A 23,593-nucleotide genomic window follows, 5' to 3' on the forward strand; every position below is an offset into this window, starting at 1 on the left:
TCAGTCACCCAGATATTGAATGGTAATGTGGTATTTAAAGACCTGCTGCGCGATGGCGATAGGCAGGCGCTGGCCGTGGCGGTTCAGGTAGCTTATCTCTGTGACCAGTTTGCCACGGGGATTACGCAGTTCCCGCTTATCGCCGATGTCGGTCAGCGTCCAGCCTTTCGGCAACTGCGGTTGCCAGGCGTCGATCGGCCAGCGGCTCAGCATGACATCGGCTAGCACCTGGCTTGCCGGCGGTAGCTGCGGCATGATAACGGATTGCTCGCTGTGCAGGCCGTTGTCGTCATAGGTGACGAGAAACAGACGAATCCCGACCGACGACAGCCCAGCGAGGGTGACTTTCTGGCTATCGGCATTGAGCATCACTAACAGTGACTGGGTATTGCCGTTAAAGCGGCCGGTGAGGAGCTGCTGCGAACGGAAGGCCGGCGAAATGCCTGGAGCGGGTAAGGTAACCTGGGTACCCGGCTCCAGCCACGCCTGCGGGCGGGCGTCGCTGTCCGGCTGCGGGTGGCTGCACCCAGCCAGGAACAGCGTCAGAGCGATCATGGCCGCTTTGGATCGCAGAGGGTCACCGATGAAATGCGTTTTCAGCAGCCGGGAAATCAGTTTAATCATGGCGTTGTTTTCTCTTTTTACCGGGCATTGCCAGCGGCGACAGCAGGAAAGCGGTAAAAATACCGCTCACCAGTACGATGCCAAAGCTGCTGATGGCCTGCGTGGCGCTGAAGACCAGCATCCCAAGGGTCAACAGAGTGGTCAGCATGGCCAGCGTAATCGCCAGCATTGACGTTATCGGCGTGCCGCGAGGATTACTGAAGAATAGCGTGTAGTTAATGCCGATCCCCAATACCAGCACCAGCGCCAGCAGCGAGAACAGATTGACCGTATGGCCGCTGAGCGTCAGCGTCGCCAGACCGCAGCCGAGCGACAGTATCGACGGCACCAGACTCCTCAATCCGTCACGCCAGCCGAGCCGGACGATGGCGCCGCAGGCAATCACCGCCAGCGCCACGCCCAGCAGCCCGGTCAGCAGGTGGCGATAGAGGGCAAACAGGGCATTGAAGCTACTTTTTCTGTCAACCCAGGCGATGCCGGCGGAATGGCGCAGGCTCAACGTACCGAGCGCCGCGCTGTTTTGTACGCCGCTTACCGGCACGAGAACTGCGCTTTCGCCGTTGGCCTGGGTGAGCCACATTAGCCGCCAGCCTTCGCTGACCGGGCTGGCGAGCCACTCATCGACCGTGACCGGCATGGCGTTAAGATCGGCGTTAGCCGTCGTCACTCCCGCACGCTGGAGTGCGTTGATCACCGTGGGGGTGGCCTTTTGTAGCAGCGCTAAATCCTGCCGCTGGCGGGCAAGCGAATTGAGCGGCAGGGTGCGGTAGTCGGCAATCCATCCGTTGGCTTTCGCCTGTGCCAGCGCTGGAACAAACTGCTCCAGTCTTTCAAGCGTCTGCTGCGGCGATTGACCATAAACCACAAACCACTTCTGATCGACACTCTGTCCGGTGAGGGCAGTAATCGCCTTCTCCTGGGCCAGAATATCCTGCGGTAGCGCCTGTAGCTGAGCGATATCGTCATCAACCCGCAGCGTCATCACACCCGCCAGTGAAAACAGCGCCAGCGCCACCGGTAGGCCAATCGACAGCTTTTTATTGCGCCGCCATGCCGCCAGCCAGCGCAGCATTAGCCCCAACGCCGGCACCGGACGCACCGGCAGACCGCGGCACAGCCATGGATGCCAGAAAATCACCGTCAGGCAGGAGGCGCTAAGGCCCACTGCGGCGAACAGCGCCATCTGCCGAATACTGGGGAAGGGGGCGAGCATTAACAACAGGTAAGCGACTACGGTGGTTAATAGCGCCAGCAGCAGTGCGTGGCGGACTTTGGCGAGGCTTTGCCACGGGCTGCTTTCACCGCCGTGCACCATCCGCTCGGTCAGATAATAAAGCGTGTAGTCGGCGGAGATGCCGATAATGCTCATGCTCATGACCAGCGTCATCAGATGCAGTTCGCCGAACACCAGCAGGGTGACCACGGTGCCCGCCAGCGCGCCGACGCCGATGGACATCAGGCAGAGCAGCAGCGGTCGAAGCGAGCGAAATACGGCAACAATCAGCAGCAGTACGCCCAGCACGGTCACCGCGCCGAGGGTGGAGATGTCTTTTTTCGCCTGTTGGCTGGCGTAGTCGCTATAAAACGTCGTGCCGCGGGAGAGTAGCTGCGCCTGCGGAAAGCGAGCTTTTAACTCATTTTCCAGCGTACCGAGCGTGGTCACCAGCCGGTGCGTTTGCTGCATATCAAACGACTGCCCGGCCAGCTCGCCGTGGATCAGATACCAGTAGTTGCCCTCGGCATCCTGCGTCACCAGCCAGCCGTCCATCAGCCGCAGACGCTGGCCGCTTTTCGCCATCGCCAACTGTGCGCCGCGCGTCAGCATCAGCGGATCGTTTTGCAGCTCTTTGCCGCTTACGCCGGAGAAGGCCGAATAGAGCTGGGAAAGGACCCACTGCGCCTGCGCCTCGCCGCCATGCTCAAGCCGTGCGCGGGTATCGTTATCGATAAGGCCGTTACGGTGCTGCCAGAAGAAGGTACCCCACGCCTGTTGGCTTTCGGCATCCATTGGCCCTTTCACTTCCGCCAACAGTGTTGAATTCTGGAGTTGCGTGAGCCAGGCGCGGGCGACGGCGGGATCGGCTTTTTTACCGGGACTGACCAGCCACACCAACTGCCGGTCGAGCCGCTGCATAAAGCCATCGTTGAGCGCGGGCGGAATGGCGCCCAGCGTCTGTTTGGGCAGCATCGCCAGCACGCTGCTGTTGAGCCGCGCCTGCGGCAGCAGCGTCAGCAACATGCCCAGCAGCAGCAGACAGACGGCTCCCCATAGCAGTGCGGGGCGTTTACGGGGCGGCAAAACGTTGGCGTTCGTCATCGGTCAACTGTGTGGGCGTCAATTGGTGTTGGGAAAGCGCAATATCGGTGCGATCGCCCTGTTTGTCATTGAGCTGGATAGCGTCGAGATAGGTGCCCCCGGCTAAATCAATGGTGGCAAAAATCTTATCCAGCGGCGTAGTGATAGGCGTCAGGCGTAGCGTCCAGCGGCCTGCGTCGAGGTCGGCAAACTCGACGCGGAAGTTTTCTTCCAGCACTTTGCGGTCGGCCTGAAACAGCGCGCGCAGCAGATGGTTAAACTGGAACATCTGCGGGTTATTTTCAGCTGTGATGATTTGCGGCGGCTGGCCGTTAATGGCCTGCACCATACGCTTATCATCGAGCAGCAGTTGCATCGGGAATGGCGACGTTTGATCCCACAGCAGCCCCCGATCGCGGGCGATCAGCATATTGCCCTCAGAACGCAGCGGCTGCGGCAGATCTTTTATCGTGCGGGTTTGCGTGAAGTGCGCGCGCACCACCGGCTGTTCGGCAAAGCGCTGTTGCAGAGCATCCAGCGTCAGGGCGTTGACCAGAGGGCTTATCAGCAGCGCCAGTAGCGGCAGGAATTTCATGGTGTGACTCCCATACGTTCAAACAGCACCGGCGGGCTGACGAAGCACAGTTCGTGACTGTGTTCTTCGACCGCCACCTGAATGGTGTAGCCGGTGGTGGTGCGCTGGCCGCTTTCGACATCAAATATTTCATAGCCGATACGCAGACGGTTTTCATATTCTTCCACCCTGGCACGTACGCGGATGCGTTGTTCAAAGGTCAGTGCATGGCGATATTTCACCCGGGTATCGACCACCGGCCACAAATAGCCGGAGGCATTCATCTGACGATAGCCGTAGTCAAACTGATTGAGCAGCGCTTCGCGGGCAATCTCGAAATAGCGGAAATAGTTGCCGTGCCACACCACGCCCATCATATCGATGTCGTGGAAGGCGATAGACAGCTCGATTTCAGCCGTAAAACGGGGATCGTTAAGCACCCTCTACTCCTTGTCTTTGGTATCCGGCAGCCGCCAGAAATCGAAAAAGTTAAACCAGTCGAGCGGCGAACGCAGGGCGTAATGCTCAAGGCGTTCGGCATAGCGATCGATGGTCTGCTGTAGCGTCTGCTGCCGGTCGGCGCGCGGGAGCAGCAGCGGATCGGCAAAGGGCTCGCAGTAAATCCGTAATTTTCCCTGCTGGCGGAGCGCAAACAGCAGATCCACCGGGCAGCGTAGCAGCGAGGCGAGAATAAACGGCCCCTGCGGGAAAGGGGCGTCCTGGCCCATAAAGCGGCTCCAGCAGACGCGCCATTCGCCGCCGCGCTGCGGGTTGACGGCGATACGGTCGCCGACGATGGCAATCCACTCGCCGCGGTCGATTTTCTCTTTAAGCAAAATGGCGGTATCCGGGCCGATGTCGGTGACCGGCAGCAGATTGAGCCCAGCCTGCGGTGCCATCTCCTGCATGATGTGCTTAAAACGTTGGGCGTTATCGCTAAACACCAGGGCGTTGATGGTTTTGCTGCCCGCACGCTGGGCCAGCGCACGGCATACTTCGACATCGCCGAGGTGCGAAACCAACAGCAGTTTGCCACGCGGAGACGCCACGTCGAGCGCCGCTTCGGCGTCAGGCGCAAAGACAACATCGCGGCCAAACTGTAGCTCACCGCGCCAGCCGGCAATTTTATCGAGCATCGCCTCGCCAAATCGCAGGAAATGGCGATAGCTGGAGAGGTTCGCCGGGATCGGTTGCTGGTGCGCCAAAAGCTCGGTGCGCACGCGGGCTATCCAGTTCTGCGACGCCCGACGCGCGTCGGACGCCGTCAGCCAATACACGGCAATCACCGGATAAAGCAGCGCGGAAAAGGCTCGTCGGCCCAGCATGCGCCAGACCCAGAGCATTAAACGCATGCCCCACAGCCCTTTGACCTCATGCTGGCGCGCCCAATGCGTGGCGGAGCGTCGGAACAGCAGTTGGGGCACGCGCGGCAGCATGCCGAAAAACAGCCGGGTGTGCATCCAGGAGATGCGCAGGTTGTCTTTGAGCGCATCGAAATGCGACAGCCCATCCGCTGGGTAGGTGACGCGGGTTGGGATAAAGTAGCTGTCGTTACCCTGCCAGTAGAGACGCACCATGACTTCGGTGTCAAAGTCCATGCGTTTCCCCAGCGGGACCTGCTCGGCCAGCGCCAGCGTTGGTGCCAGCGGATAGACGCGAAAACCGCACATGCTGTCTTTAAGCGTCAGCGACAGCGTTTCAATCCACACCCAAATGTGGGTGACCCAGCGTCCGTATAAGCGAGCGCGGGGAATCGAATCATCATAAATAGGTTGTCCCGAAATTAACGCCGTCGGGTGTCGCTTCGCCTCGGCCAGCAGTTTGGGGATATCTTCAATTGCGTGCTGGCCATCGGCGTCCACCTGCACGGCGTGGCTGAAACCGGCCTCTGCCGCCGCCCGTAATCCGCAAACCACGGCGGCCCCTTTGCCGGCGTTCTCCGGCAGGCGAATTAAGGTCAGGTGGGCGTTTTCTGCCGCCAGTCGGGCGAGGGTTTGCTGGGTGTCGGCATCGCTGCCATCGTCAACCACGATACAGGGCAGATGAAAAGGGCGCAGACGAGCGAGCACGTCCGCCATCATTGCGCCGTGGTTATAGCAGGGGATCAGTACGCAGGGGTAAAAGGTCAGCGACATAGGGCAATCTTACCGCTGCTGGCGACGTGTCGCACATCGCCGTCGTGGCGCTGGTAGCTAAAGCTCAGCTGTTGCCGGGTTTCCTGCCACTCCAGACTGAGCGTGATGACAGCGCCCGGCAGCAGCGGAGACTGAAACTTGACGTTTTTCAGGCTGACAAACCGCCAGCCGGGGGCGAGGATGCTGGCATAGTGCATGACCCAGTCGATCTGCGCTACGCCGGGCAGCAGCGGTTGCACGGCGAAATGCCCGCGAAACCACGGCAGAGCAGGATCGAGATGCAGGACCACCTCGAGTTGCTGCGGTGACGTTTGGCGGCGCTCAAGTTCAGCGGGTTTCATCAAACAACTCCTGTAATTGCGCATTAACGCGCTTATTCATACCGTTCACCGGGATTGCATCCACCACGCGCCAGTAGCGGGGGACCGCGACCGGCTCCAGCCACGCGCGCAGCGCCTTACGCCACGCCAGTTCCTGTCCTTTTCCCCAGCGTTCACGGTGGCTATCGTCCAGTACCAGCACCACGCCTACGCTTTGACGGCCGCTGCGGATAATGGGCAGCGCCGCTGCCTCACGTACGCCTTCAAGCCTCAGTAGTCGTTGCTCCACTTCGCACAGCGAGACGCGTTTTTCTTCTATTTTGACGATGCGGTCGCGGCGCCCCAATAATCTGAACTGGCCATTGGTGAGGATATCGAGATTATCTTCGAGCAACAGGCCGCCATTATCGGTAATCAACGGCGAAAACAGACGACATTCTCGATCCTCCCGGCAGAGCGTAACGTCGGGGAACGGTTGCCATGCCGCATCCTGCTGTGAATGCGAACGCCAGGCGATCACTCCGGTTTCGCTACTGCCGTAGATCTCGTCCGGCCACACCCGTAATCCTGCGGCGGCCTGCGCAGCAAGCGGGTCATCCAGTGCGCCACCGGCGCTAATGATGGCGGCAATGGGCGGCGGCGTGAGGCGATTATCAAGGCGTTTTAAAAACGCCGGGCTGCTGATAAACGCATAGCGATGCCGGTGGTCAAGCGCACTGAGCTGCTCGGCAAACCCAATGACATCGGCGTGCAGCGGTAGCCCTAGCGCCATCGGCAGCATAATGCGAAACGTCAGGCCATACAGATGTTGATGGGTGACGGAACCGACCACCCGGCAGCCGCGTAGGCGCTCGGCAAAATGCATGGCCAGCAGCGCCGCTTCATCGTCGAGCTGGGCCAGCGTTTTAATCACCCGCTTTGGTGCACCGGTGGAGCCTGAGGTATAGAGCTCAACGGTGGCATTGGGCCGTAGCGGCGGAACGTCGCGGGGGGCCGCGAGCGAATCGACGGTTGTCTCTGGCCCAAACTTTGCCAGCGCGTCATCGTTTAATATGCCGTCGAATAGCGTCTGCTGTTCAATTAATAACGCTGCGCGGCTGTGTCCGGGCAGTACCGGCGTTTTACCAGCATGCAGCGTGGCTAACAGCGCGACAATAAACCGATAGCTGTTGTCAATGCACAGCGCCCAGCGCTCCCCCTGTTGCCGTTGCAGGTAGGGAAGCAGCGCCGCGACATCGTGACGTAGCTGGCCTAGCGTCCAGCGCTGGTCGGCGAGCCATGCAATCGGCGTGTCGGCGGGGCGCGGGGCGGTGAGCCACTCGGCGAGCCTCAGCGGCGGCGTCATGGAACCTCCCGTTTTTTCATCCGCTGGCGCACCAGCCACTCACCGGCCATTAAGCTGCCCATCAGCAGATAAGCAATCATGCCATTCCACGCGGTCCACAGCGCCATATCCCCGTGCAGCGCGGTCAATAGCGCAATGCTGCCGTTGATAATGAAAAACAGGCACCAGACCTGGGTGACGCGGCGAGTGTAGCGCACGCCCGCAGGCGATAGCGCTGGTTCACGCAGGCGCGCGATGCGTTCAACCAGCGGCATGGCGGACCACAGCGAGCCGCCAAAGGCCGCCAGCATGACCGCGTTGACCGCCACCGGATAGAACAACAGCAGTTGGTGCGTTTTCAGCAGGGCGCTGGCGGCGCACAGCGTTAACCCGATTGCCGCCACAAGCTGTATCACCCCGCGCAGCGGCCCGCTCTGACGGCGAGCCTGCACCAGACGCCCTAACAGCAGCAGCGCTATCAGCGGCAGCAGCCAGCGCAGGCCGTTATGCGCCAGCCCAAACCAGATGACAAATGGCCAGGCCAGCAGCAGTAATCCTGTCAGCAGCGATAACAGCGGTCGCGAGCGTACGCTCGACACGGTGGGTTAGCCTTCTTTAAACAGACGTTCGACCGCATCCACCACGTCTTGCACGGTGCGCACGGCCTTAAACTCTTCCGGTTTGATTTTATTACCGGTTTTCTTTTGCAGATGGACAATCATGTCGATGGCATCGATGCTGTCCAGCTCCAGGTCTTCATACAGACGCGCGTCGGGGCGAATATCCTCTGGGTCGAGTTCAAACAGCTTGACCAGCAGCGTAGAGACTTCTTCATAAATGGCGTTTTTATCGGTCATGATAGCGCTCCTCAGGCTTGCTGTGCGTGAATATAGGCAGCGAGTGTGGCGACAGAGAAGAAGTGCTGACGCATCTCTTCGCTCTCGGACGACAGTACGATGCCGTAGCGGTTTTTCACCGCCAGCCCCAGCTCCAGCGCATCGATAGAGTCAAGCCCCAGACCGTCGCCAAACAGCGGCGCGTCGGTATCGATATCGTCGGCGGACATTTCATCCAGATTCAACGTGGTGATGATGAGATTTTTTATTTCAAGATAGAGCGCTTGCATCATTTATTCCTGTGCCAGGCGTAGTACCTGATTGTAATTGATGCAAAAGATGCCGGTTAAGCTGCCTTGCCGCCAGCGCCGGTTCCTGTGTTTTTGCATCGTAAAATTGGTCAATCTTCACCCGCTCGCCTACCGTGACGGTAAAGCGAGGCTTGGTTGGTGGCGCGTTGTACCAATTGCTCTGTTTACCCAGCATATGTTCGGTACAGCGGATGACCACCAGTCGTAAATCACTACCGCAGCGCACGGCAATATTGGCCGCACCGCGCTGTAGCGTCATTTTTTCCCCGGGAAGGGTACGGGTCCCTTCGGGAAAAATCAAAATCGTATCGCCCTGCTGCAGGCGCTGACGGCAGGCGGGCAGCAGTTTTTCCGCCTGATCGTTAATCAGATAGTCCGCTGAGCGGATAACGCCGCTGAGGAACGGATTGCGCAGGAGTGCGCTTTTCACCATGCAGTCGGTTTCCGGCATTACCGATGCCAGCATCACGTAATCAATCAGGCTGGGATGGTTGGCAACCACCAGACATCCGCGCTCCTGGCCTAAAATCGCCTGACCTTCAATACGGTAATCAAGCACGCCGACGCCTTTCACTACCGCCAAAAAAAGGCGGAAGCTGGCGGAGATGGAGCGCCTGGCCAGTTTGCGGCGACGCTGTTTGTTGCGTACCGCGACCAGCAGCAGATTAAACCACACCACGGACAGCAGCAGCCCGCCAAGGCCAAACAGCGCAAAGCAAACGCCGGTCATCGCCGCGCGCCACAGGCGATTTACTTGGGTAAAGAAACCCGTCATGTCCGCTGCCAGCGCCAGGCGAGTCGCTCGCCGGCAAGGGTAAAGTCCGGCGCATCCTGAAGGTAGTGCTGTAAGAATTGCAGACTTTGCGGCAGCGCCGCGTCGGGGGAGCGAGCCGCCTGCGGCTGGGTTTCGCACCGCAGGTCATGGCCGGCTTCAATCACCAGCGCCACGGCATAGGCCCAGGTGGGCATCGTGGGGGGCAGATATGGCTGGTAAAACGCGGGTAGCGCACCGTCGAAATCCACCATCAGTATCCGCTGGTAACCGGCCTGGAGCAGGCACATCACCTCGCACAGCCCTTGCTGAAACGTCTCCTGACCGGCGGACAGCGAAGAGGACACGATCGGCTGGCGGGTCGCAATGGTTAGATTACCGACCGCAGAATTATGTACCGACAGGGCAAAATCAGTGGGGGAGAGCGCCTGCCCGGTTGCCAGCGCATGCAGAATACGGTAATTACGCTCCAGCTCGCCGTGGCGGCTGGTATAGAGGACCGCATCAATCTGATGACGGCGCAGCATAGCCATTCCACACTCCACCGCCAGCTTGCTGCCGGAGCTCAGGCGGCGGGCGGTCATCATCGGCAATTCGCAAAGCGTCGCTTGCGGCGCGAGGGGATCGATGGCGTGCGGCTGCCGTGACCATGCCAGCCACTGCGCCGTGTCGCTTAATCCTGGGGCCATTGCCTGCCAGTCGAGAATGTTGAGGGCAAATTTCATCAATGTGCGTGAGTCATCTACGGGTAAATGATGGCGTTAATACGCTAATTCTTATTTTTTCTTATGATATATCAATTAAGTACGCTCAGGATATTCACCTTATGGCGTAGTGCAATGAAATTATCCAGGAATGAACTTATTACCTGATGCTGGCCTTAGCGGTGCGGTGGCAGCCATTGCCTAAAATTTTAGAGTACTGCAGCGATTTTAGCGGCAAATCGACCGCGATCTATCGCCAGTTATCCGATATTCAGCGGTACATCATACCGTGTTGTGGTCAGGGCTGCGAATGACGAGGGAAGGCGAAGGGAATCACCGGGCCAGCGATGGCCCGGTTAGGGCATTGAATTATTTTGCCGGGGTGTAGCTCAGGATCACCTTATCATCCGGAATATCGGTGAAACGGGCGATCAGGGTGTGATAATCCGCCAGCGGATCGATGTCTTTAAATTGTGTCGGGTAGAAAATCTTACTCAACATTTCAATGGCGATAATATTGTACGGATTATTGTAGAAATGGTGATACAGCGCGCCGGTATGCCCGGCAACTACCGCCGGAATGCTGCTGACGCCCTGACGGGCCAGCAGGGCGTTAAAGGCTTGCGCGACATCAGCCTGGTCAACGTTATAGCCGAACGGAATAATCGCCGTGCCTTTACCCGGGCGTTTTGAACCGGTCATCAGGTAGTAGTCCGGATTCATGGTGATGATCTTCTCCACCGACACGTTGCCGGTCGCCCCTGGCAGCAGCTGTGAGCCAATATTCTCGCCGCCTGCGGCTTCCACCAGCCCGCCCCAACCGTTGCGAGCATGGGTGAAGCAGCAGCCGTTATCCAGCCCGGCGACCCCGGCAATCGGTTCAATAAAGACCAGCGGTTTTTTCTTCACCTCAGCCACGCGTTGATGCAGCAAATCCAAGCGCTGCTGGTAGAAATCGAGATAGGCCTGCGCGCGTGCGCTCTGTCCGAGCACTTTCCCCAGCATCGCGATGCTTGGGCGGGTATTTTCCACCGGATGCAGTTCATAATCGACAAACACCACCGGCACATGCAGCGCTTCCAGCTTGGCTAACACGCCGCTTTGCGTCAGCGAAGGTTTGGCGCGCAGTTGGGCAATCATCAGGTCCGGATGGCGGGAGAGAATCGTTTCCAGATCGACGTTGCCCTGATCGGAAAACTTCATGTCGAGGATCTTATCCGCTTCGGGCCATTTGCGTTTCAGCACGTTCCAGGTTTCGCTGTCCTGCTTCTTCGGCAGATTGTTCCACGCCACCACTTTGGCGAACGGATTTTCGCGCTCCAGCACCGCCAGCGTCAGAATATCGCGGCCATCCTGCAAAATGATGCGCTGCGGTTCCTGCGCAATGGTCACCGTACGGTTATCAAGATCCGTTACCGTCACCGGCCAGTTTTGCGCCAGCGCCAGCAGCGGCGAGAGCAGCAGGGCAGCCCCCAGTATTGCCTTTTTCATCGTCATGTTTCCCCGTGTTGCATTTATTGTTATGTCGTTAAACCATCGACCACCACGTGGGGCAGCCCTTGTGAACAGCGTTCGACCCGGCCGCGTACGCCGTAGACTGTCGCCAGATTCTGCGGTGAAACCACCGTGCCCGGTTCGCCGCTTGCCACCAGCGCGCCGTCTTTAAGCATCACCGCGTACTGGGCGTGCCGCAGCGCAATGTTGATATCGTGGATCACCACCACGGTGACGATATTGCGCAGCCGGGTTTCGCGGGCGACGATATCCATCACGTGGAATTGGTAGTTGAGATCGAGTGCGCTCAGCGGTTCATCGAGCAGCAGCAGCGCCGGCTGGCGAATCAGCGATTGGGCCAGGCCAATCAACTGTTTTTGGCCGCCGGAAAGCTGGTCGAGATAGTGCATCGCCAGATGGGCGACGCCGAGTTTCTCAAGGATGGCGTAGGCTTCAGCTTCGACGTTGTCGCCGCTATGGCCGCTGGCGCGACGCGCCACCACCACCGATTCCAGCGCGTGCAGATGAACGCCCGCCGGCAGCGACTGCGGCAGGTACACCACTTTTTGCGCCCGCCTGGCCGACGGCAGGGCGCTCAGCTCTTCGCCGTTGAGATGGATGGACCCCTGCGCCGGGTTAAGATCCGCCAGCGCCCGCAGCAGCGTGGACTTCCCGGAACCGTTTGGCCCCAGCAGCGCGGTGATTTGCCCGCGCGGCAGCGTTGGCGTAGTGAGGCCAGCGATAATCTTTTTGTGTCGATAGCCGGTGTGCAGCGCGTCAATAATCAGTCCGTCCATTACAGCGTCCCCCGATGGCGAATAATAATGCTCAGGAAGAACGGCACGCCGACCAGCGAGGTCACTATGCCAACCGGAATGATCACGCCGGGAACGATATTTTTCGACACCACCGATGCCAGCGACAATACCAGCGCGCCGATCAGCATGCTGCCCGGCAGATAAAAGCGGTGATCTTCACCGAACATCATGCGAGAAATGTGCGGCGCCACGAGGCCGATAAAACCGATAGGGCCGACGAAGGCGACGGTGAGCGCGGATATAATGCTGATCCGCAGCAATGAGGCCAGGCGCAGTTGGCGTACGTTAATGCCAAAGCTGACGGCACGGTCTTCGCCCAGGCGCAGCGCGGTGAGCTTCCACGCGCTTCTTAATGACAGCGGCACGATAATCAGCAGCGCTAGCGCCAGAATGGCCAGCTTGTCCCAGGAGGCGCGCGCGAGGCTGCCCATGGTCCAAAACACCAGACCCTGAAGGGTGTCTTCGCTGGCGACGAACTGCAAAATGGAGATCAGGGCGTTAAAGGTAAAGACCAGCGCAATACCGAACAGCACCACGCCGGAGGTGGCGACCCGCGTCCAGCGGCTGATGCCGTCGAGAATGAAACAGGCCATCAGCGCAAAGATGAAGGCGTTCACTGAGATAAACCACTGGTCCGGCACGCCGGGAATACCCAAACCCAGAATGATGGCTAACGCGGCGCCGAATGAGGCGGCAGACGAGACACCGAGGGTAAACGGGCTGGCCAGCGGATTGTTAAGGATGGTCTGCATCTCGGCACCCGCGAGGCCCAGCGCCAGGCCGACCATAATGGCCATCAGCGCGAAGGGCAGCCGTAAATCCCAGACGATCACCCGAATACCGGCGTCGGCGGTATCGGCGTGAAACAGGGTTTGCCATAGCGTAGAGACGGAAATACCCGAGGGCCCGAGGGTAAAATCAAGCAGCAGGGAGCAGACAATGCACAGCAGGACAATACCGGCGAGCAGATAACGTTGCATCACGACCCGGCGATAGCGGCGGGCAATCGCCTGGGCGTCAGATTCAACGCTGGCGGCAAGGCTGGAATTCATTGGATAACCTTATGGAACACGGCAAAGTCAAAAGACCTCCCGCCCGTCCCGTGGCGAAAACTGCAAGATATCCAATATCCTGGAGAGAGCTGGCGACGATATAAAAATTGATAATGCTTATCAATTCAATACTAGAACTATTAGCGTTCCATTGATTATTCGTTTAAGTCATTGACGGCAGCGGCGAGAGGCAGTCGCCGTCCGCCGCCGTTTGACGCTATCGTCGAATCACCACCAGCAGGCCGCAGACTACCAGCCCGGTGCCCAGCAATTGCTCAACCGACAGCGGTTCGTTGAGCAGCCACCAGCTAAACAGGATGGTCAGAATCGGCCCAATCAGGCCAATCAGCACCGCCTTTGCCGCCCCGATGCGCGCAATGGCGGAAGAGAGCCAAAAAATCGGCATCACCGTGGAGAATACCGCCATGCCAGCGCTGTAGGCGTAGATTTGCCACGGTAAATGCAGTGCCGTCAGCGGTCGCGTGGAGAAAAAGTGGATCTGGGTGGCGATAATCGATACCAGCAGCGCCAGCACAGAGAAGCGAATGGCACCCATGCGGCCAATTGCCACTTCTGCCCCGGCGCTGTAAATGGCATAGGTGATAGCACAGCCAAACACCAGCGAACCGCCGAGCACCACCGCGCGGGTGTCGGTGGTGAAGCCCAGATCGTGCACAAAAGCTATCAGGATCCCGCCGTAGGAGAGCAGCATTGCCAGCAGCAGTTTTTTCTCAAACGCTTTGCCGAGGAAAAAGACGCCAATCAGGATGGTTAGCATCGGATAGGTAAACAGGATCAGCCGCTCCAGCCCGGCGGTAATGTACTGTAAGCCCATGAAATCGAGCATTGCCGAGGCGTAATATCCCGCCACGCCGAGGACGATAAGCAGCCCATAGTCGCGGCGGTGCAGTGCCCTGGCGTGACGCAAAACCGGCAGCGCGGTGAGCGCAATCAGCGGTAGCGACATCGACATGCGCAGCATGAGCAGCGTGACCGGATCAACCGGGGCCACCTGATAGGCCAGCTTGACGAAAATGGCTTTGAACGAGAATCCAAACGCAGCCAGCACCGCCAGCGAAAAGCCCGCCATTTGCGAAGAGAGCTTGAGCCTCATGCCACGCGTGCCTGCAGTTCGTTGATTTTCTGCCACATCGCCAGCGGGTTTGAATACATTGGGAAATGGCCGCAGTGGGGGATCTCCGCCAATGTCACGCCGCGCCGTTCAATCTCGGCCAGATAGCTCAGGGTGTTGTTCTGCTCGCCGTACATAAACATCGTCGGGCAAGGCAGATTGAGGAATTTAGCCATCAGCTCGCCGCGATCGGAATAGTCGACCATCGAGGTGAAAATCGGCCGTACCGCCGCTGCCCGTACTTTATGCCGCAGGCTGGCGGCGTACAGAGCGCTGGCCCAGGCCGGAGAACGGTGGGTGCGGGCGATAAACGCGGCAAAGAACTGTTCGTCGTCGCCATCGGGATAATTGATGGCCTGACGGCTTAAAAAACAGTCTTCCGGCGCAATATTGCCTTCGATATCAACAAAGCTCAGCACCCGCTCGGGATGGGCGTGCGCCAGCATCAGCGCGGTGAGCCCGCCCATCGAATGGCCAACCAGATGAAAACGGGCGAAGCCGAGCTTATCGATCATCGCCAGCGCCGTGTCTACCAGCAGCGGGATAGATATTTTCTTCAAATCATTACAGCGGGTTTCGCCGCACCCCGGCGCATCGTAGGCCAGGAACGGTCTGTCATTGAAGGCAGCGTGGCGCACGATATCGGCGTAGTCCTCCTTGGTGGAACCGAAACCGTGGAGAAAAACGATAGGCTCGCGCGTACCGGTACGATGAATGGCGGCAACCTCAATCTCGGTTCCCCGCACCGTAATGGCCAGGTGCTGGCGCTGAAATTCGCAGGACATAAAAAAACTCAATCGATGGACTCAGAAGCGGCGATCTTCGCCTGACCTATTTGATATGTAAAATCGTATTAAGATAACGGTCTGATATATTTTTAATATCGATTGACGTTATGATCTCGTCGGCATCGGTTAACTCAGAGGGCGCGAAGGCCATGATCAATTTCCGTATTATTCGCCACATGTGGCTGTTTCTCGCCGTTGCGGAGGAGAAACACTTTGGCCGGGCGGCGAAAAAGCTTGGCATGACTCAGCCGCCGCTGACCCAGCAAATTCAGGTGCTGGAGCAGTCGCTCAAGGTCCAGCTTTTTGATCGTTCAAAGCGTAATGTTCAACTCACCCCGGTGGGGCTGGCGATTTTGCCCGCCGTTAAGCGTTTTGCTGAACAGGTCGAGCGGCTGGAGCTGGCGGTGAATGAAGCGGTCGCCGGACATACCGGCATGCTGACCATCGGGGCTATCAGCACCGCAATGCTTGATGTTTTGCCGCCGCTGCTCGATGGCATGAAGGCGCAGTACCCGGAGATTGTGATATCGATTAAAGAGATCGACAGCGCGGAGGCGATCCCGGCGCTGCAAAATGGCGAAATCGATCTCGCCTTTGCCCGCCTGACCGGCGAGATGGGCGAGGGGATAGCGCTGCTGCCGCTTGCCAGCGCCGAGCTGGTGGTGGCGTTGCCGCGGCATCACCGGCTGGCCGGTGCCTCACGTATTGCCATTCGTGAGCTGATGCACGAAGCGTGGGTGATGTTTTCTCGTCACCTTAGCCCGGTCTATTTCGACAGCATTACCGCCGCCTGCCGCAGCGAAGGCTTTTCGCCGCGCATTATTCACAGCGCCCGCTCGGTGGCGTCGCAGATTGCTTTCGTTGGCTGCGGCCAGGGCATTGCACTGGTGCCGGACTCACTAGAGCGCCTTTCGCCGGCCAACGTGGTGACCGTCCCGCTTGATAACCCCATTGAGGTGGTGACCACCGCAGCGGCCTGGTCATTACAGCGTAATAACCCTTTAGTTGATAAGTTTATTGCGCTGATTCCGCCGTCTGCGCAAGTGTGACCGCGCCCGCTAAACAGGATGGGATGCCGGTTTTGTCCTGTTTAATGTCATCTCTGTCCGTTGATTCACAGCCGCATCCAGCTTGATATGAGGCATTCGGATTTTCCGAGTGCAACTGTCTGGAGGATGTGAGAGATGAGCCATCAAATTACCCTTCGTTTTGAAGACGGCGTTACGCAGCAGATAGACTGCCGCGCCGGTGAGTCTGTAGCCAGTGCCGCGCTGCGGGCCAAAGTTGCCATTCCGCTCGATTGTCGTGACGGGGTATGCGGCACCTGTAAAGCGACCTGTCGGTCCGGAGACTATCAGCTTGGTGACTATGTGGATGACGCGCTGTCGCCCGAAGAGGCGGAGGCGGGGCGCGTTCTGACCTGCCAGATGCATCCATCCAGCGATTGCGTGGTGGACATTGCCGCCGCGTCAACCGGCGCGAGCGTCCGCGACTATCATGGCCAGCTCACCGAGAGCAGGGCGCTGTCGCCGACTACCCTCACGTTCTCCATTGCGCTCGATGATCGGGATGCGCTGGCCTTTCTGCCTGGTCAGTACGTCAACGTGCAGGTGCCGGGGACGCAGGAAACCCGCTCCTATTCGTTTAGCTCCGGCCCATCGGCCCGCAGGGTCAGCTTTGTGGTACGCAATGTGCCGCAGGGGCTGATGTCTCGCTATTTAACGACGCAAGCCAAAGTCGGGGATGCGCTTCGCTTGCGTGGCCCAATGGGCAGCTTCTATCTGCGCCCGCTGGAACGCCCGGCGCTGTTTTTGGCCGGTGGAACCGGTCTGGCACCGTTTCTCTCGATGCTGGATACGCTCGCGGAAGCGGGGGGACCCGCGCATCCGGTCCAGCTTATCTTTGGCGTGACCCGCGATGAAGATCTCGTGGCGCGAGAGACGCTTGACGACTACGCCCGCCGGTTGCCGAATTTCCGCTATCTGTGCACCGTAGCCGACCCGCAGAGCGTCTATCCGCACAAGGGCTACGTGACCCAGCATATTGATGCTGCCCAGCTTAACGGCGGCGATGTTGATGTGTATCTCTGTGGCCCGCCGCCGATGGTGGATGCGGTGCGCGATTATCTTCAGGCGCAGGGGCTGACGCCGCGCAATTTTTACTATGAGAAATTTGCCGGCAGCAGCGTTGCACCTCCCTCGCCGGCCGAAAAGCCGCTGGCTCCGCTGGATGTGGACAACGCATTCGACCTGCGGCTGGCTTTGGAGCTTGGGGCGGTCCAACTGACGATGGGGCGGCTTTCCGGCGAGCAGTTGACCACTTTCCGCCGGCTGGCGGAGGCCACAGCGGCATTTGTCTCCGGGCGGCGTTTTGTGGATGTGATGCGTTACGCCGAGGCTAACCACGCTTTCCATATGTTCCTGATTGAAGCCACCCAAAATGCCCAGATGATCGCGCTCTACAGCAAGCTGGCGGTGCAGGAGTATATTCATCGCGCGCTGACCGCCAGCGTGGAAATCGTTGGTGATATCGTCCAGCAGCATCGGGATCTGGTGGCGGCGTTTGAATATGGCTGTCTGAACACCGCCCGTGATGTGCTGGTTCAGCATGCCCAACATTCGCGCACCACCATGAGCCGAGCGCTGGCACAGGCTTCAACGCCCGTCGTCGTTGAGCCGGCGGCGACCGTTAGTGCGATGGCCGTGGACGATGAGGACGATCGTTCTCGCTGCCCGTTTCACGCCATGATGCCGCCTGCGCTGCCACCGTATTCTCATGAACTCAGTTGGCCGCCGGAGCTTGAGCCTTTCAAAGTGGTTGATGACGGTTCACAGGGCGACCCATACGAACACTACCGCTGGATGCGCGAGCATGCGCCGGTGCTGCGCTGCCAGTCCGCGACCACCGACGTCTGGTTCCTTTCGCGTTACGACGATGTATATCAGGCCATCCGCAACCCGAAACTGTTTTCATCAGAGGTGGTTAGCCCGCCGCCGCTGACCTTCCTGACGCTGTTTGATGCGCCGGGACATACCCGCCTGCGCAAGGTGGCGCAGCCATCGTTTATGCCGCTGTCGCTGGAGCCGTTTATTCCGCAAATCGAACGGCGCGCCGAGGCGCTGCTGGAGCGGATGCTGGACAACGGCGGCGGCGATGTGGTCGACGATTTCGCCATTCCGCTGAGTATCGCCACCATTTCGGCGATGATCGACGTGCCGGATGAAGACGAAGAGAAGATGAAGTTCTGGTCGGATGAAACCTTCAGCTACTTCGGCCGCCTGGCGCGTAACGCCCCCGGTACCGGCACCGATGAACAAAGCGCGATGGCCTTCTTTGCGTACCTGAAAGAGGCGATGGAACGGCTTTATCTGAGCAACAGCCAGTCCATCGGCGGCCATATTGCCCGTATGTGGAAGCAGGGGCTGCTGTCGGAAAAAGAGGCCAAAGAGCTGTGCGCCTTTGTGTTTATTGCCGGACACGACACCACCACCATTCTGGTCGCTAACGCGTTTCGCATGTTTGCTGAGCAGCCGGCGCTGGTGGCGCGTCTGCATCACAATCTGGACGACGCCGACAACTTTGTTGAAGAGGTGGCGCGCTATCGCGGCACCGTTCAGCGCGTCAGCCGTATCACAACCGAAGCAACCACCGTTTCCGGAGTGACCATTCCAAAAGGGGCGATGGTACGCCTGCTGCTGTCGGCGGCGAATCGCGATAGTCGCCGGTTCACCAACGGCGAAACCTTTGACATCGACCGCGATACCAGCGGGCATCTGGGGTTTGGTAACGGTATGCATAAGTGCCTGGGCCAACCGCTGGCTAAGCTGGAAACGCTGATTGCCGCGAAGCTCGTGGCGCAAAAGGTCGGCGAGATTAGCCTCGATCCGACGCGACCGATTGAGTACGTTCGTGGCAACAACCTCACCAACTCCGGTCCGCAGCATCTGTATGTCCGTATGACCCGGCGGAGCGGTTAAGGGGAGGGCCGCAGGCGGCCCTGTTCCTGCTGACGATATTCGGTTGGGCGCATCCCGGTTTGTTTGCGGAAGAAACGGCCAAAGTAGGCTTCATCGCGAAAACCCAGTTCGCGGGCAATTTGCTTGATGCTGAACGACGAATAGCCCAATAGGCGCTTGGCCTCGTGGACGGCGCGGCGATCGATCGCTTCGATCGCCGAAATGCCGAACGCTTGCCGACAGATCCGGGTGAGCTGTCCGGCAGAGATACCCATCGCCGCCGCGTAGCTCGCGACGGGTTGGCGGGTGCGGCAGCGGGCATCGAGCAGCGTGCGAAAGCGTTCAATACGGGCGACCACGGCGGCGCGCGCGGGGCTATCCGCACGCTGGACCTGTTCGCTGAGTCGCGCCACCTGTACCAGTAACGCGATGGTCAACGCCAGCCCGGCAGTGTACTGCCAGCGCTCCGGGTGCTCAGCCTCGCGGCCAATGGCGTCAAACAGCATGGTCAGCGAGGTCTCAGGAGACGTTGCGGTATCAATGGGCAGCACCGCAGGCGTGCGCGCCACAGCCAGTAAATCGGGCGCGGCGGTCATCGCCACCGATTCAAGGGCCGATTGTGCGGTGGTGATGACGTGGCCGTCGACGTCCTCGCGAAAGCGAAAACCATGCACCGACCGGGCGGGGATCACCAACAGGCATGGAGCGCTAAAGCGCCAGACCTGGCCATCAATAGAGGTTTCGCCGCCGCTGCGGGTGATATGCAGCAGTTGGATCAGCGCATCGTGAAAGTGTGGTTCGATGTCAAAACCAAAGCGGCTGGCGCGCGACGGAATGCGTTCATGATGCACGATATCGACCGCCGACTGCCCGGCGTCGGCACCGTACAGCGCATAGTTGGGCAGCGCCCTGCGTGGCGGGCCATTAGTTGGCATGATGCCGGTTTTGTCCTGTTAATGGGCGCAGCATAGTCGTGATTTCCCGCAAGAAGTGGAGCCTGAATTCGGCGATAAAAATCGATGTCAGGCAAGCGACAGTTGTTCATCTTGTGAGCTGGGTTGGGCTTCAGATATGACGCTTCTCTATTGCCGCTGAAGTGAAAAAGTCGAGTCAGCACACACTTTGGCACAATTGTCGAAAAGTGCAGGTTTTGGTTGGAAAGTGGCCTTCTTTTTCCCTCGTGAGCTGTGAAAAATGCATGTGTAACAATTTTAAAACAAAAATAAAACAATAAAGATCATTCATCTGCGAGGTACCCTATGGCTGTAGAACTTCCCGCCCGCGAGTGCGATGTGCTGGTGATTGGCAGCGGCGTCGGCGGTTTATCCGCCGCGGTCACCGCCGGCCTCAATGGGCTAGATGTCCAGGTTATCGAAAAAGAGCCGGTGTTTGGCGGCACCACCGCTTTTTCCGGCGGCGTGCTGTGGATCCCCGACAACCATCTGGCGCGCCAGCAGGGTATTGAGGATAGCCAGCAGGCCGCGCGTACCTATCTGCAAAGTGAAGCCGGGGAAAGTTTTCGGCCTGACGTTGTGGATGCATTTTTGCAAAACGGCCCGGCGATGCTGCGCTTTTTTGAGGACAACACCCGCTTTCGCTGCAATTTGTATCAGTATCCCGATTACCATCCGGATGCCCCCGGCGGAGTGATGCGTGGTCGCTCGGTGGTGCCGCAAGCCTTTGATATCCGTGCGCTGGGCGATGCCATGTCACGGCTGCGTAAGCCGCTGCGTACCATCACCTTTATGGGCATGATGTTTAGCTCCTCCAACAACGATCTGAAGCACTTCTTCAATGCGACGCGGTCGCTGACATCTTTCGCCTACGTGGTGAAGCGCCTGAGCCGCCACCTGCTGGAGGTTGCTCGCTATGGCCGGGGTATCACCGCCAACGGCGGTAACGCGGTTGTGGCGAGATTGGCCTGCTCGGCGCTCGATCTGGGGATCCCCATTCATACCCGCGTGGCGGCAAAAGATCTGATTGTCGAACAGGGCGCGGTACGCGGCGTGATTGTTGAGGTGAACGGTGAGCGGGTCAAACTGTATGCCAGACGTGGCGTGGTGCTGGCCTCCGGTGGCTTTGCCCGTGACGACGAACGCCTGAAAAAACTCTATCCCCACGTGCGACGCGGCGGCATTCAGCTATCGCCGACGCCGCCGGGTGCGGATACCGGCGATGGCATTGCGATGGCGGAACGCATCGGTGCGCGTTTTGATGACAGCTATCCCCACGGCGCGGCATGGATCCCCGCCTCAAAAGTGCAGATTGGCCGCCAGCAGTACGTTTTCCCGCATCTGGTCGATCGCTACAAACCGGGGTTCATCATGGTCAACCGCCACGGCAGCCGTTTTTGCAACGAAGCCGACTCCTACCACGACGTTGGCATCGCCATGATTGAAACCTGTCGCGACGACGCAGAGACCTTCGCCTGGCAGATTTGCGATCAGCGCGCGCTGCGTAAGTATGGCATGGGCTTTGCCAAACCTGCGCCCATTCCCGCGTCGGTGTACGTCAACAGCGGCTACCTGGTGAAAGGGAAAACGCTGGCCGAACTGGCGCAAAAAATGGGGCTTCCCGCGCAAGCGCTGGAACGGACCGTCGAGGAATACAACACCGATGCGCGTCTGGGCAACGATCCGCAGTTTGGCCGTGGGGAATCCGCCTACAACCGCTATCTCGGCGATGCTGCACATCTGCCTAATCCGTGCGTTGCGCCTATTGAACAGGGGCCGTTCTATGCGGTGAAACTGTTGATGGGTGACCTCGGCACCTTTCACGGCCTGAAAACCGACGGTGAAGCGCGGGTGTTGGACCATCAGGGGCTGCCGATCCCCGGTCTCTACGCGGCAGGCAACGAAATGGCAAGCATTATGGGGGGGAGCTATCCCGGGGCCGGTATCACCATCGGTCCGGCGGCCACCTTTGGCTATATCGCCGCCCGCAGTATGGCCGCGCGTGGAGAAACCGACGCAGCGCCGCAGCGCGCCGCATCATGAATCAGGAGAACGTTATGTCGACACTGTTTAGTCCGTTACCGATGGGGCCACTGACGCTGGCCAACCGTATTGTTGTGCCACCGATGTCGCAATATTCTGCCGCCGATGACGGCATCGCCACGCCGTGGCACGCCCAGCATATCGGCGGTTTGGCTATCTCTGGGGCGGGGATGGTGATTTGCGAGGCCAACGGCGTGACGCCTGATGGCCGCATTACGCCGCACTGCCTTGGCTTGTGGAATCGCGAGCAGGCGCAGGCGTTGCAAAAGCTGATCGCCGATATTCGCACCTACAGCAATACCCCCATCGGCGTGCAGCTCAACCACGCCGGGCGCAAAGCGGGAACCAACGCGCCGTGGCGCAACCAGGGCGCCTCGCTGACCGATAGTGAAGGGGGGTGGCCGACGGTAGCGCCGTCAGCGCTGGCCTATAAGCCCGGTTGGCGCGTACCGCAGGAACTTGACGAAGCCGGGATGACGCGGATTATCGACGGTTTTGTCGCCGCCGCCGAACGGGCGCTGAATGCGGGCGTCGATTTTATCGAGCTGCACGCGGCGAATGGCTACCTGCTGAACCAGTTCCTCTCGCCGCTGAGTAATCAACGCGAAGATGCCTACGGCGGTAGCCCGGAAAACCGGATGCACTTCCCGCTGCGGGTGGCGCGCGCGCTGCGCAATGTGTGGCCGGCCTCGCGGGCGCTAGGCGTGCGTTTTAACGGCGGCGAATTCGCCGAAGGCGGCCTGGCGCTGGAAGAAGCGGTGCAGTTTGCCCGCGAGCTGCATGCAATCGGCTATGACTATCTGCACGTTTCCGGCGGCTACAACATTTACGACCAGACGCCGCCTGCCGATCAGCCGGGCTATATGGTGCCGTTTGCTGAGGCGGTAAAACAGGCGCTGCCGGAGGCGGTGGTGATCACCGTGGGGCTGATTTATGAAGCACCGCAGGCCGAAGCGATCCTTGCCGGAAAACGGGCGGATCTGGTGGCCATTGGCCGCGGGATGCTTGACGATCCAAACTGGCCGATTCACGCGGCGATTGCGCTGGGTGAAACTGCTCCGTGGCCGAAACCGTATGACCGCTTTGGGCCGCTCGGCTGGCCGACGCACCGTGCGCAGGAGGTAAAATCATGACGCTGCCGATTGTTGATCACCGGATTTACACCATTCGACTGCGCAAAATGAACGAGTTTATCGCGGTGTTTGAACAGCTGGCGATGCCGGTGCTTATCGATACGCTCGGCAATCCGCTGGGCTTTTATACCAGCTTCGTCGGGCCACAGAACCAGTTTGTGCATTTATGGGGATACGAAAGTCTCGATGAATACGAACGCCGCAGTCGCCTGCGCGACGCGCATCCGGATTTCGCCGCCTATCTAAAAGCATCGGAGCCGTATATTGTGGCTCAAGAGACGCGACTGATTCGCGCAGCCCCGATGCGCTGACCTTAAGCCCTCCCCGG

Annotated in this window: 23 protein-coding genes and 1 pseudogene; 6 read left to right on the top strand and 18 right to left on the bottom strand. The window is 59.3% G+C overall.

The window, feature by feature from the left end; all coding sequences use genetic code 11:
- From KCR01S_RS03685 to KCR01S_RS03765, 17 genes are all read right to left on the bottom strand, one after another.
- Complete coding sequence (locus KCR01S_RS03685; protein ID WP_156478739.1) at positions 1-555, bottom strand: DUF3261 domain-containing protein; 555 nt, start codon at positions 553-555, stop codon at positions 1-3.
- A 61-nt stretch (positions 556-616) separates the two neighbouring features.
- Positions 617-2,941: an MMPL family transporter gene (locus KCR01S_RS03690; protein WP_061279825.1), complete on the bottom strand. Its 2,325-nt coding sequence runs from the start codon at positions 2,939-2,941 to the stop codon at positions 617-619.
- Entirely contained in the window at positions 2,910-3,515 is a 606-nt protein-coding gene (locus KCR01S_RS03695; RefSeq protein ID WP_061279827.1) for an outer membrane lipoprotein carrier protein LolA, read from the bottom strand. The genes KCR01S_RS03690 and KCR01S_RS03695 overlap by 32 nt, the downstream gene beginning before the upstream one ends.
- Positions 3,512-3,934 carry an acyl-CoA thioesterase gene (locus tag KCR01S_RS03700; protein WP_061279829.1) on the bottom strand — a complete coding sequence of 141 codons (423 nt, stop codon included), beginning with the start codon at positions 3,932-3,934 and terminating at the stop codon, positions 3,512-3,514. Before KCR01S_RS03700 ends, KCR01S_RS03695 begins: the two co-directional genes overlap by 4 nt.
- A 3-nt stretch (positions 3,935-3,937) precedes the next feature.
- Positions 3,938-5,629: a glycosyltransferase family 2 protein gene (locus KCR01S_RS03705; protein WP_061279831.1), complete on the bottom strand. Its 1,692-nt coding sequence runs from the start codon at positions 5,627-5,629 to the stop codon at positions 3,938-3,940.
- The gene (locus tag KCR01S_RS03710; RefSeq protein ID WP_061279833.1) at positions 5,620-5,970 is read right to left on the bottom strand and encodes an ApeI family dehydratase; all 351 of its coding nucleotides are present in this window, start codon (positions 5,968-5,970) and stop codon (positions 5,620-5,622) included. Before KCR01S_RS03710 ends, KCR01S_RS03705 begins: the two co-directional genes overlap by 10 nt.
- A complete protein-coding gene (locus KCR01S_RS03715) occupies positions 5,957-7,294 on the bottom strand; it encodes an AMP-binding protein (protein WP_061279836.1) in 1,338 nt (445 codons plus the stop codon). Before KCR01S_RS03715 ends, KCR01S_RS03710 begins: the two co-directional genes overlap by 14 nt.
- Positions 7,291-7,872, bottom strand: coding sequence for a COG4648 family protein (locus KCR01S_RS03720; protein WP_061279838.1), 582 nt, complete (start codon positions 7,870-7,872; stop codon positions 7,291-7,293). The genes KCR01S_RS03715 and KCR01S_RS03720 overlap by 4 nt, the downstream gene beginning before the upstream one ends.
- 6 nt (positions 7,873-7,878) lie before the next feature.
- Entirely contained in the window at positions 7,879-8,130 is a 252-nt protein-coding gene (locus tag KCR01S_RS03725; protein WP_061279839.1) for an acyl carrier protein, read from the bottom strand.
- Positions 8,131-8,141: 11 nt separating this feature from the next.
- A complete protein-coding gene (locus KCR01S_RS03730) occupies positions 8,142-8,399 on the bottom strand; it encodes a phosphopantetheine-binding protein (protein WP_061279841.1) in 258 nt (85 codons plus the stop codon).
- The gene (locus tag KCR01S_RS03735; protein WP_061279844.1) at positions 8,380-9,195 is read right to left on the bottom strand and encodes a lysophospholipid acyltransferase family protein; all 816 of its coding nucleotides are present in this window, start codon (positions 9,193-9,195) and stop codon (positions 8,380-8,382) included. The genes KCR01S_RS03730 and KCR01S_RS03735 overlap by 20 nt, the downstream gene beginning before the upstream one ends.
- Entirely contained in the window at positions 9,192-9,917 is a 726-nt protein-coding gene (locus tag KCR01S_RS03740) for a beta-ketoacyl synthase chain length factor (protein WP_061279847.1), read from the bottom strand. Before KCR01S_RS03740 ends, KCR01S_RS03735 begins: the two co-directional genes overlap by 4 nt.
- 348 nt (positions 9,918-10,265) lie before the next feature.
- Positions 10,266-11,393, bottom strand: coding sequence for an ABC transporter substrate-binding protein (locus KCR01S_RS03745; RefSeq protein WP_061279850.1), 1,128 nt, complete (start codon positions 11,391-11,393; stop codon positions 10,266-10,268).
- 23 nt (positions 11,394-11,416) lie between these two features.
- Positions 11,417-12,187, bottom strand: a complete 771-nt coding sequence (locus KCR01S_RS03750) for an ABC transporter ATP-binding protein (protein ID WP_061279851.1) — start codon at positions 12,185-12,187, stop codon at positions 11,417-11,419.
- Positions 12,187-13,260, bottom strand: coding sequence for a FecCD family ABC transporter permease (locus KCR01S_RS03755; protein WP_061279853.1), 1,074 nt, complete (start codon positions 13,258-13,260; stop codon positions 12,187-12,189). The genes KCR01S_RS03750 and KCR01S_RS03755 overlap by 1 nt, the downstream gene beginning before the upstream one ends.
- Positions 13,261-13,477: 217 nt before the next feature.
- A complete protein-coding gene (locus KCR01S_RS03760; RefSeq protein WP_061279855.1) occupies positions 13,478-14,374 on the bottom strand; it encodes a DMT family transporter in 897 nt (298 codons plus the stop codon).
- Complete coding sequence (locus KCR01S_RS03765; protein ID WP_061279857.1) at positions 14,371-15,177, bottom strand: alpha/beta fold hydrolase; 807 nt, start codon at positions 15,175-15,177, stop codon at positions 14,371-14,373. The genes KCR01S_RS03760 and KCR01S_RS03765 overlap by 4 nt, the downstream gene beginning before the upstream one ends.
- A gap of 152 nt (positions 15,178-15,329) precedes the next feature.
- Between KCR01S_RS03765 and KCR01S_RS03770 the strand changes: the two genes are divergently transcribed.
- The 3 genes and pseudogenes from KCR01S_RS03770 to KCR01S_RS25580 all read left to right on the top strand — a co-directional run bounded on the left by KCR01S_RS03770 (position 15,330) and on the right by KCR01S_RS25580 (position 19,157).
- Entirely contained in the window at positions 15,330-16,229 is a 900-nt protein-coding gene (locus tag KCR01S_RS03770; protein WP_061279859.1) for a LysR family transcriptional regulator, read from the top strand.
- 135 nt (positions 16,230-16,364) lie between these two features.
- Positions 16,365-17,372, top strand: a pseudogene (gene benC, locus KCR01S_RS25575) (benzoate 1,2-dioxygenase electron transfer component BenC); the annotation flags it as partial.
- 96 nt (positions 17,373-17,468) lie between these two features.
- Complete coding sequence (locus KCR01S_RS25580; protein WP_244886187.1) at positions 17,469-19,157, top strand: cytochrome P450; 1,689 nt, start codon at positions 17,469-17,471, stop codon at positions 19,155-19,157.
- Here the strand turns inward: KCR01S_RS25580 and KCR01S_RS03780 are convergent.
- Complete coding sequence (locus KCR01S_RS03780) at positions 19,154-20,071, bottom strand: helix-turn-helix domain-containing protein (RefSeq protein ID WP_061279864.1); 918 nt, start codon at positions 20,069-20,071, stop codon at positions 19,154-19,156. The two genes, KCR01S_RS25580 and KCR01S_RS03780, sit on opposite strands and share 4 nt — an antisense overlap.
- A gap of 324 nt (positions 20,072-20,395) precedes the next feature.
- Here KCR01S_RS03780 and KCR01S_RS03785 point away from each other — a divergent pair, with 324 nt between their 5' ends.
- From KCR01S_RS03785 to KCR01S_RS03795, 3 genes are read left to right on the top strand one after another with little or no spacing between them, the layout of a single operon-like run.
- Complete coding sequence (locus KCR01S_RS03785; protein ID WP_061279866.1) at positions 20,396-22,132, top strand: FAD-dependent oxidoreductase; 1,737 nt, start codon at positions 20,396-20,398, stop codon at positions 22,130-22,132.
- A 14-nt stretch (positions 22,133-22,146) separates the two neighbouring features.
- Positions 22,147-23,265 carry an NADH:flavin oxidoreductase/NADH oxidase gene (locus KCR01S_RS03790; RefSeq protein WP_061279868.1) on the top strand — a complete coding sequence of 373 codons (1,119 nt, stop codon included), beginning with the start codon at positions 22,147-22,149 and terminating at the stop codon, positions 23,263-23,265.
- A complete protein-coding gene (locus KCR01S_RS03795; protein ID WP_061279870.1) occupies positions 23,262-23,576 on the top strand; it encodes an NIPSNAP family protein in 315 nt (104 codons plus the stop codon). Before KCR01S_RS03790 ends, KCR01S_RS03795 begins: the two co-directional genes overlap by 4 nt.
- The last annotated feature ends 17 nt before the right edge of the window (positions 23,577-23,593 follow it).

This window comes from Kluyvera cryocrescens NBRC 102467, assembly GCF_001571285.1.
Taxonomy (GTDB): domain Bacteria; phylum Pseudomonadota; class Gammaproteobacteria; order Enterobacterales; family Enterobacteriaceae; genus Kluyvera; species Kluyvera cryocrescens.

What these genes read in the sequence shown, in the direction of transcription:
- KCR01S_RS03685 (WP_156478739.1), bottom strand. Translation starts at nt 555, where the DNA reads ATGATCGCTCTGACGCTGTTCCTGGCTGGGTGCAGCCACCCGCAGCCG.
- KCR01S_RS03690 (WP_061279825.1), bottom strand. Translation starts at nt 2,941, where the DNA reads ATGACGAACGCCAACGTTTTGCCGCCCCGTAAACGCCCCGCACTGCTA.
- KCR01S_RS03695 (WP_061279827.1), bottom strand. Translation starts at nt 3,515, where the DNA reads ATGAAATTCCTGCCGCTACTGGCGCTGCTGATAAGCCCTCTGGTCAAC.
- KCR01S_RS03705 (WP_061279831.1), bottom strand. Translation starts at nt 5,629, where the DNA reads ATGTCGCTGACCTTTTACCCCTGCGTACTGATCCCCTGCTATAACCAC.
- KCR01S_RS03710 (WP_061279833.1), bottom strand. Translation starts at nt 5,970, where the DNA reads ATGAAACCCGCTGAACTTGAGCGCCGCCAAACGTCACCGCAGCAACTC.
- KCR01S_RS03715 (WP_061279836.1), bottom strand. Translation starts at nt 7,294, where the DNA reads ATGACGCCGCCGCTGAGGCTCGCCGAGTGGCTCACCGCCCCGCGCCCC.
- KCR01S_RS03725 (WP_061279839.1), bottom strand. Translation starts at nt 8,130, where the DNA reads ATGACCGATAAAAACGCCATTTATGAAGAAGTCTCTACGCTGCTGGTC.
- KCR01S_RS03730 (WP_061279841.1), bottom strand. Translation starts at nt 8,399, where the DNA reads ATGCAAGCGCTCTATCTTGAAATAAAAAATCTCATCATCACCACGTTG.
- KCR01S_RS03735 (WP_061279844.1), bottom strand. Translation starts at nt 9,195, where the DNA reads ATGACGGGTTTCTTTACCCAAGTAAATCGCCTGTGGCGCGCGGCGATG.
- KCR01S_RS03740 (WP_061279847.1), bottom strand. Translation starts at nt 9,917, where the DNA reads ATGAAATTTGCCCTCAACATTCTCGACTGGCAGGCAATGGCCCCAGGA.
- KCR01S_RS03745 (WP_061279850.1), bottom strand. Translation starts at nt 11,393, where the DNA reads ATGACGATGAAAAAGGCAATACTGGGGGCTGCCCTGCTGCTCTCGCCG.
- KCR01S_RS03750 (WP_061279851.1), bottom strand. Translation starts at nt 12,187, where the DNA reads ATGGACGGACTGATTATTGACGCGCTGCACACCGGCTATCGACACAAA.
- KCR01S_RS03755 (WP_061279853.1), bottom strand. Translation starts at nt 13,260, where the DNA reads ATGAATTCCAGCCTTGCCGCCAGCGTTGAATCTGACGCCCAGGCGATT.
- KCR01S_RS03760 (WP_061279855.1), bottom strand. Translation starts at nt 14,374, where the DNA reads ATGAGGCTCAAGCTCTCTTCGCAAATGGCGGGCTTTTCGCTGGCGGTG.
- KCR01S_RS03765 (WP_061279857.1), bottom strand. Translation starts at nt 15,177, where the DNA reads ATGTCCTGCGAATTTCAGCGCCAGCACCTGGCCATTACGGTGCGGGGA.
- KCR01S_RS03770 (WP_061279859.1), top strand. Translation starts at nt 15,330, where the DNA reads ATGATCAATTTCCGTATTATTCGCCACATGTGGCTGTTTCTCGCCGTT.
- KCR01S_RS25580 (WP_244886187.1), top strand. Translation starts at nt 17,469, where the DNA reads ATGGGGCGGCTTTCCGGCGAGCAGTTGACCACTTTCCGCCGGCTGGCG.
- KCR01S_RS03780 (WP_061279864.1), bottom strand. Translation starts at nt 20,071, where the DNA reads ATGCCAACTAATGGCCCGCCACGCAGGGCGCTGCCCAACTATGCGCTG.
- KCR01S_RS03785 (WP_061279866.1), top strand. Translation starts at nt 20,396, where the DNA reads ATGGCTGTAGAACTTCCCGCCCGCGAGTGCGATGTGCTGGTGATTGGC.
- KCR01S_RS03790 (WP_061279868.1), top strand. Translation starts at nt 22,147, where the DNA reads ATGTCGACACTGTTTAGTCCGTTACCGATGGGGCCACTGACGCTGGCC.
- KCR01S_RS03795 (WP_061279870.1), top strand. Translation starts at nt 23,262, where the DNA reads ATGACGCTGCCGATTGTTGATCACCGGATTTACACCATTCGACTGCGC.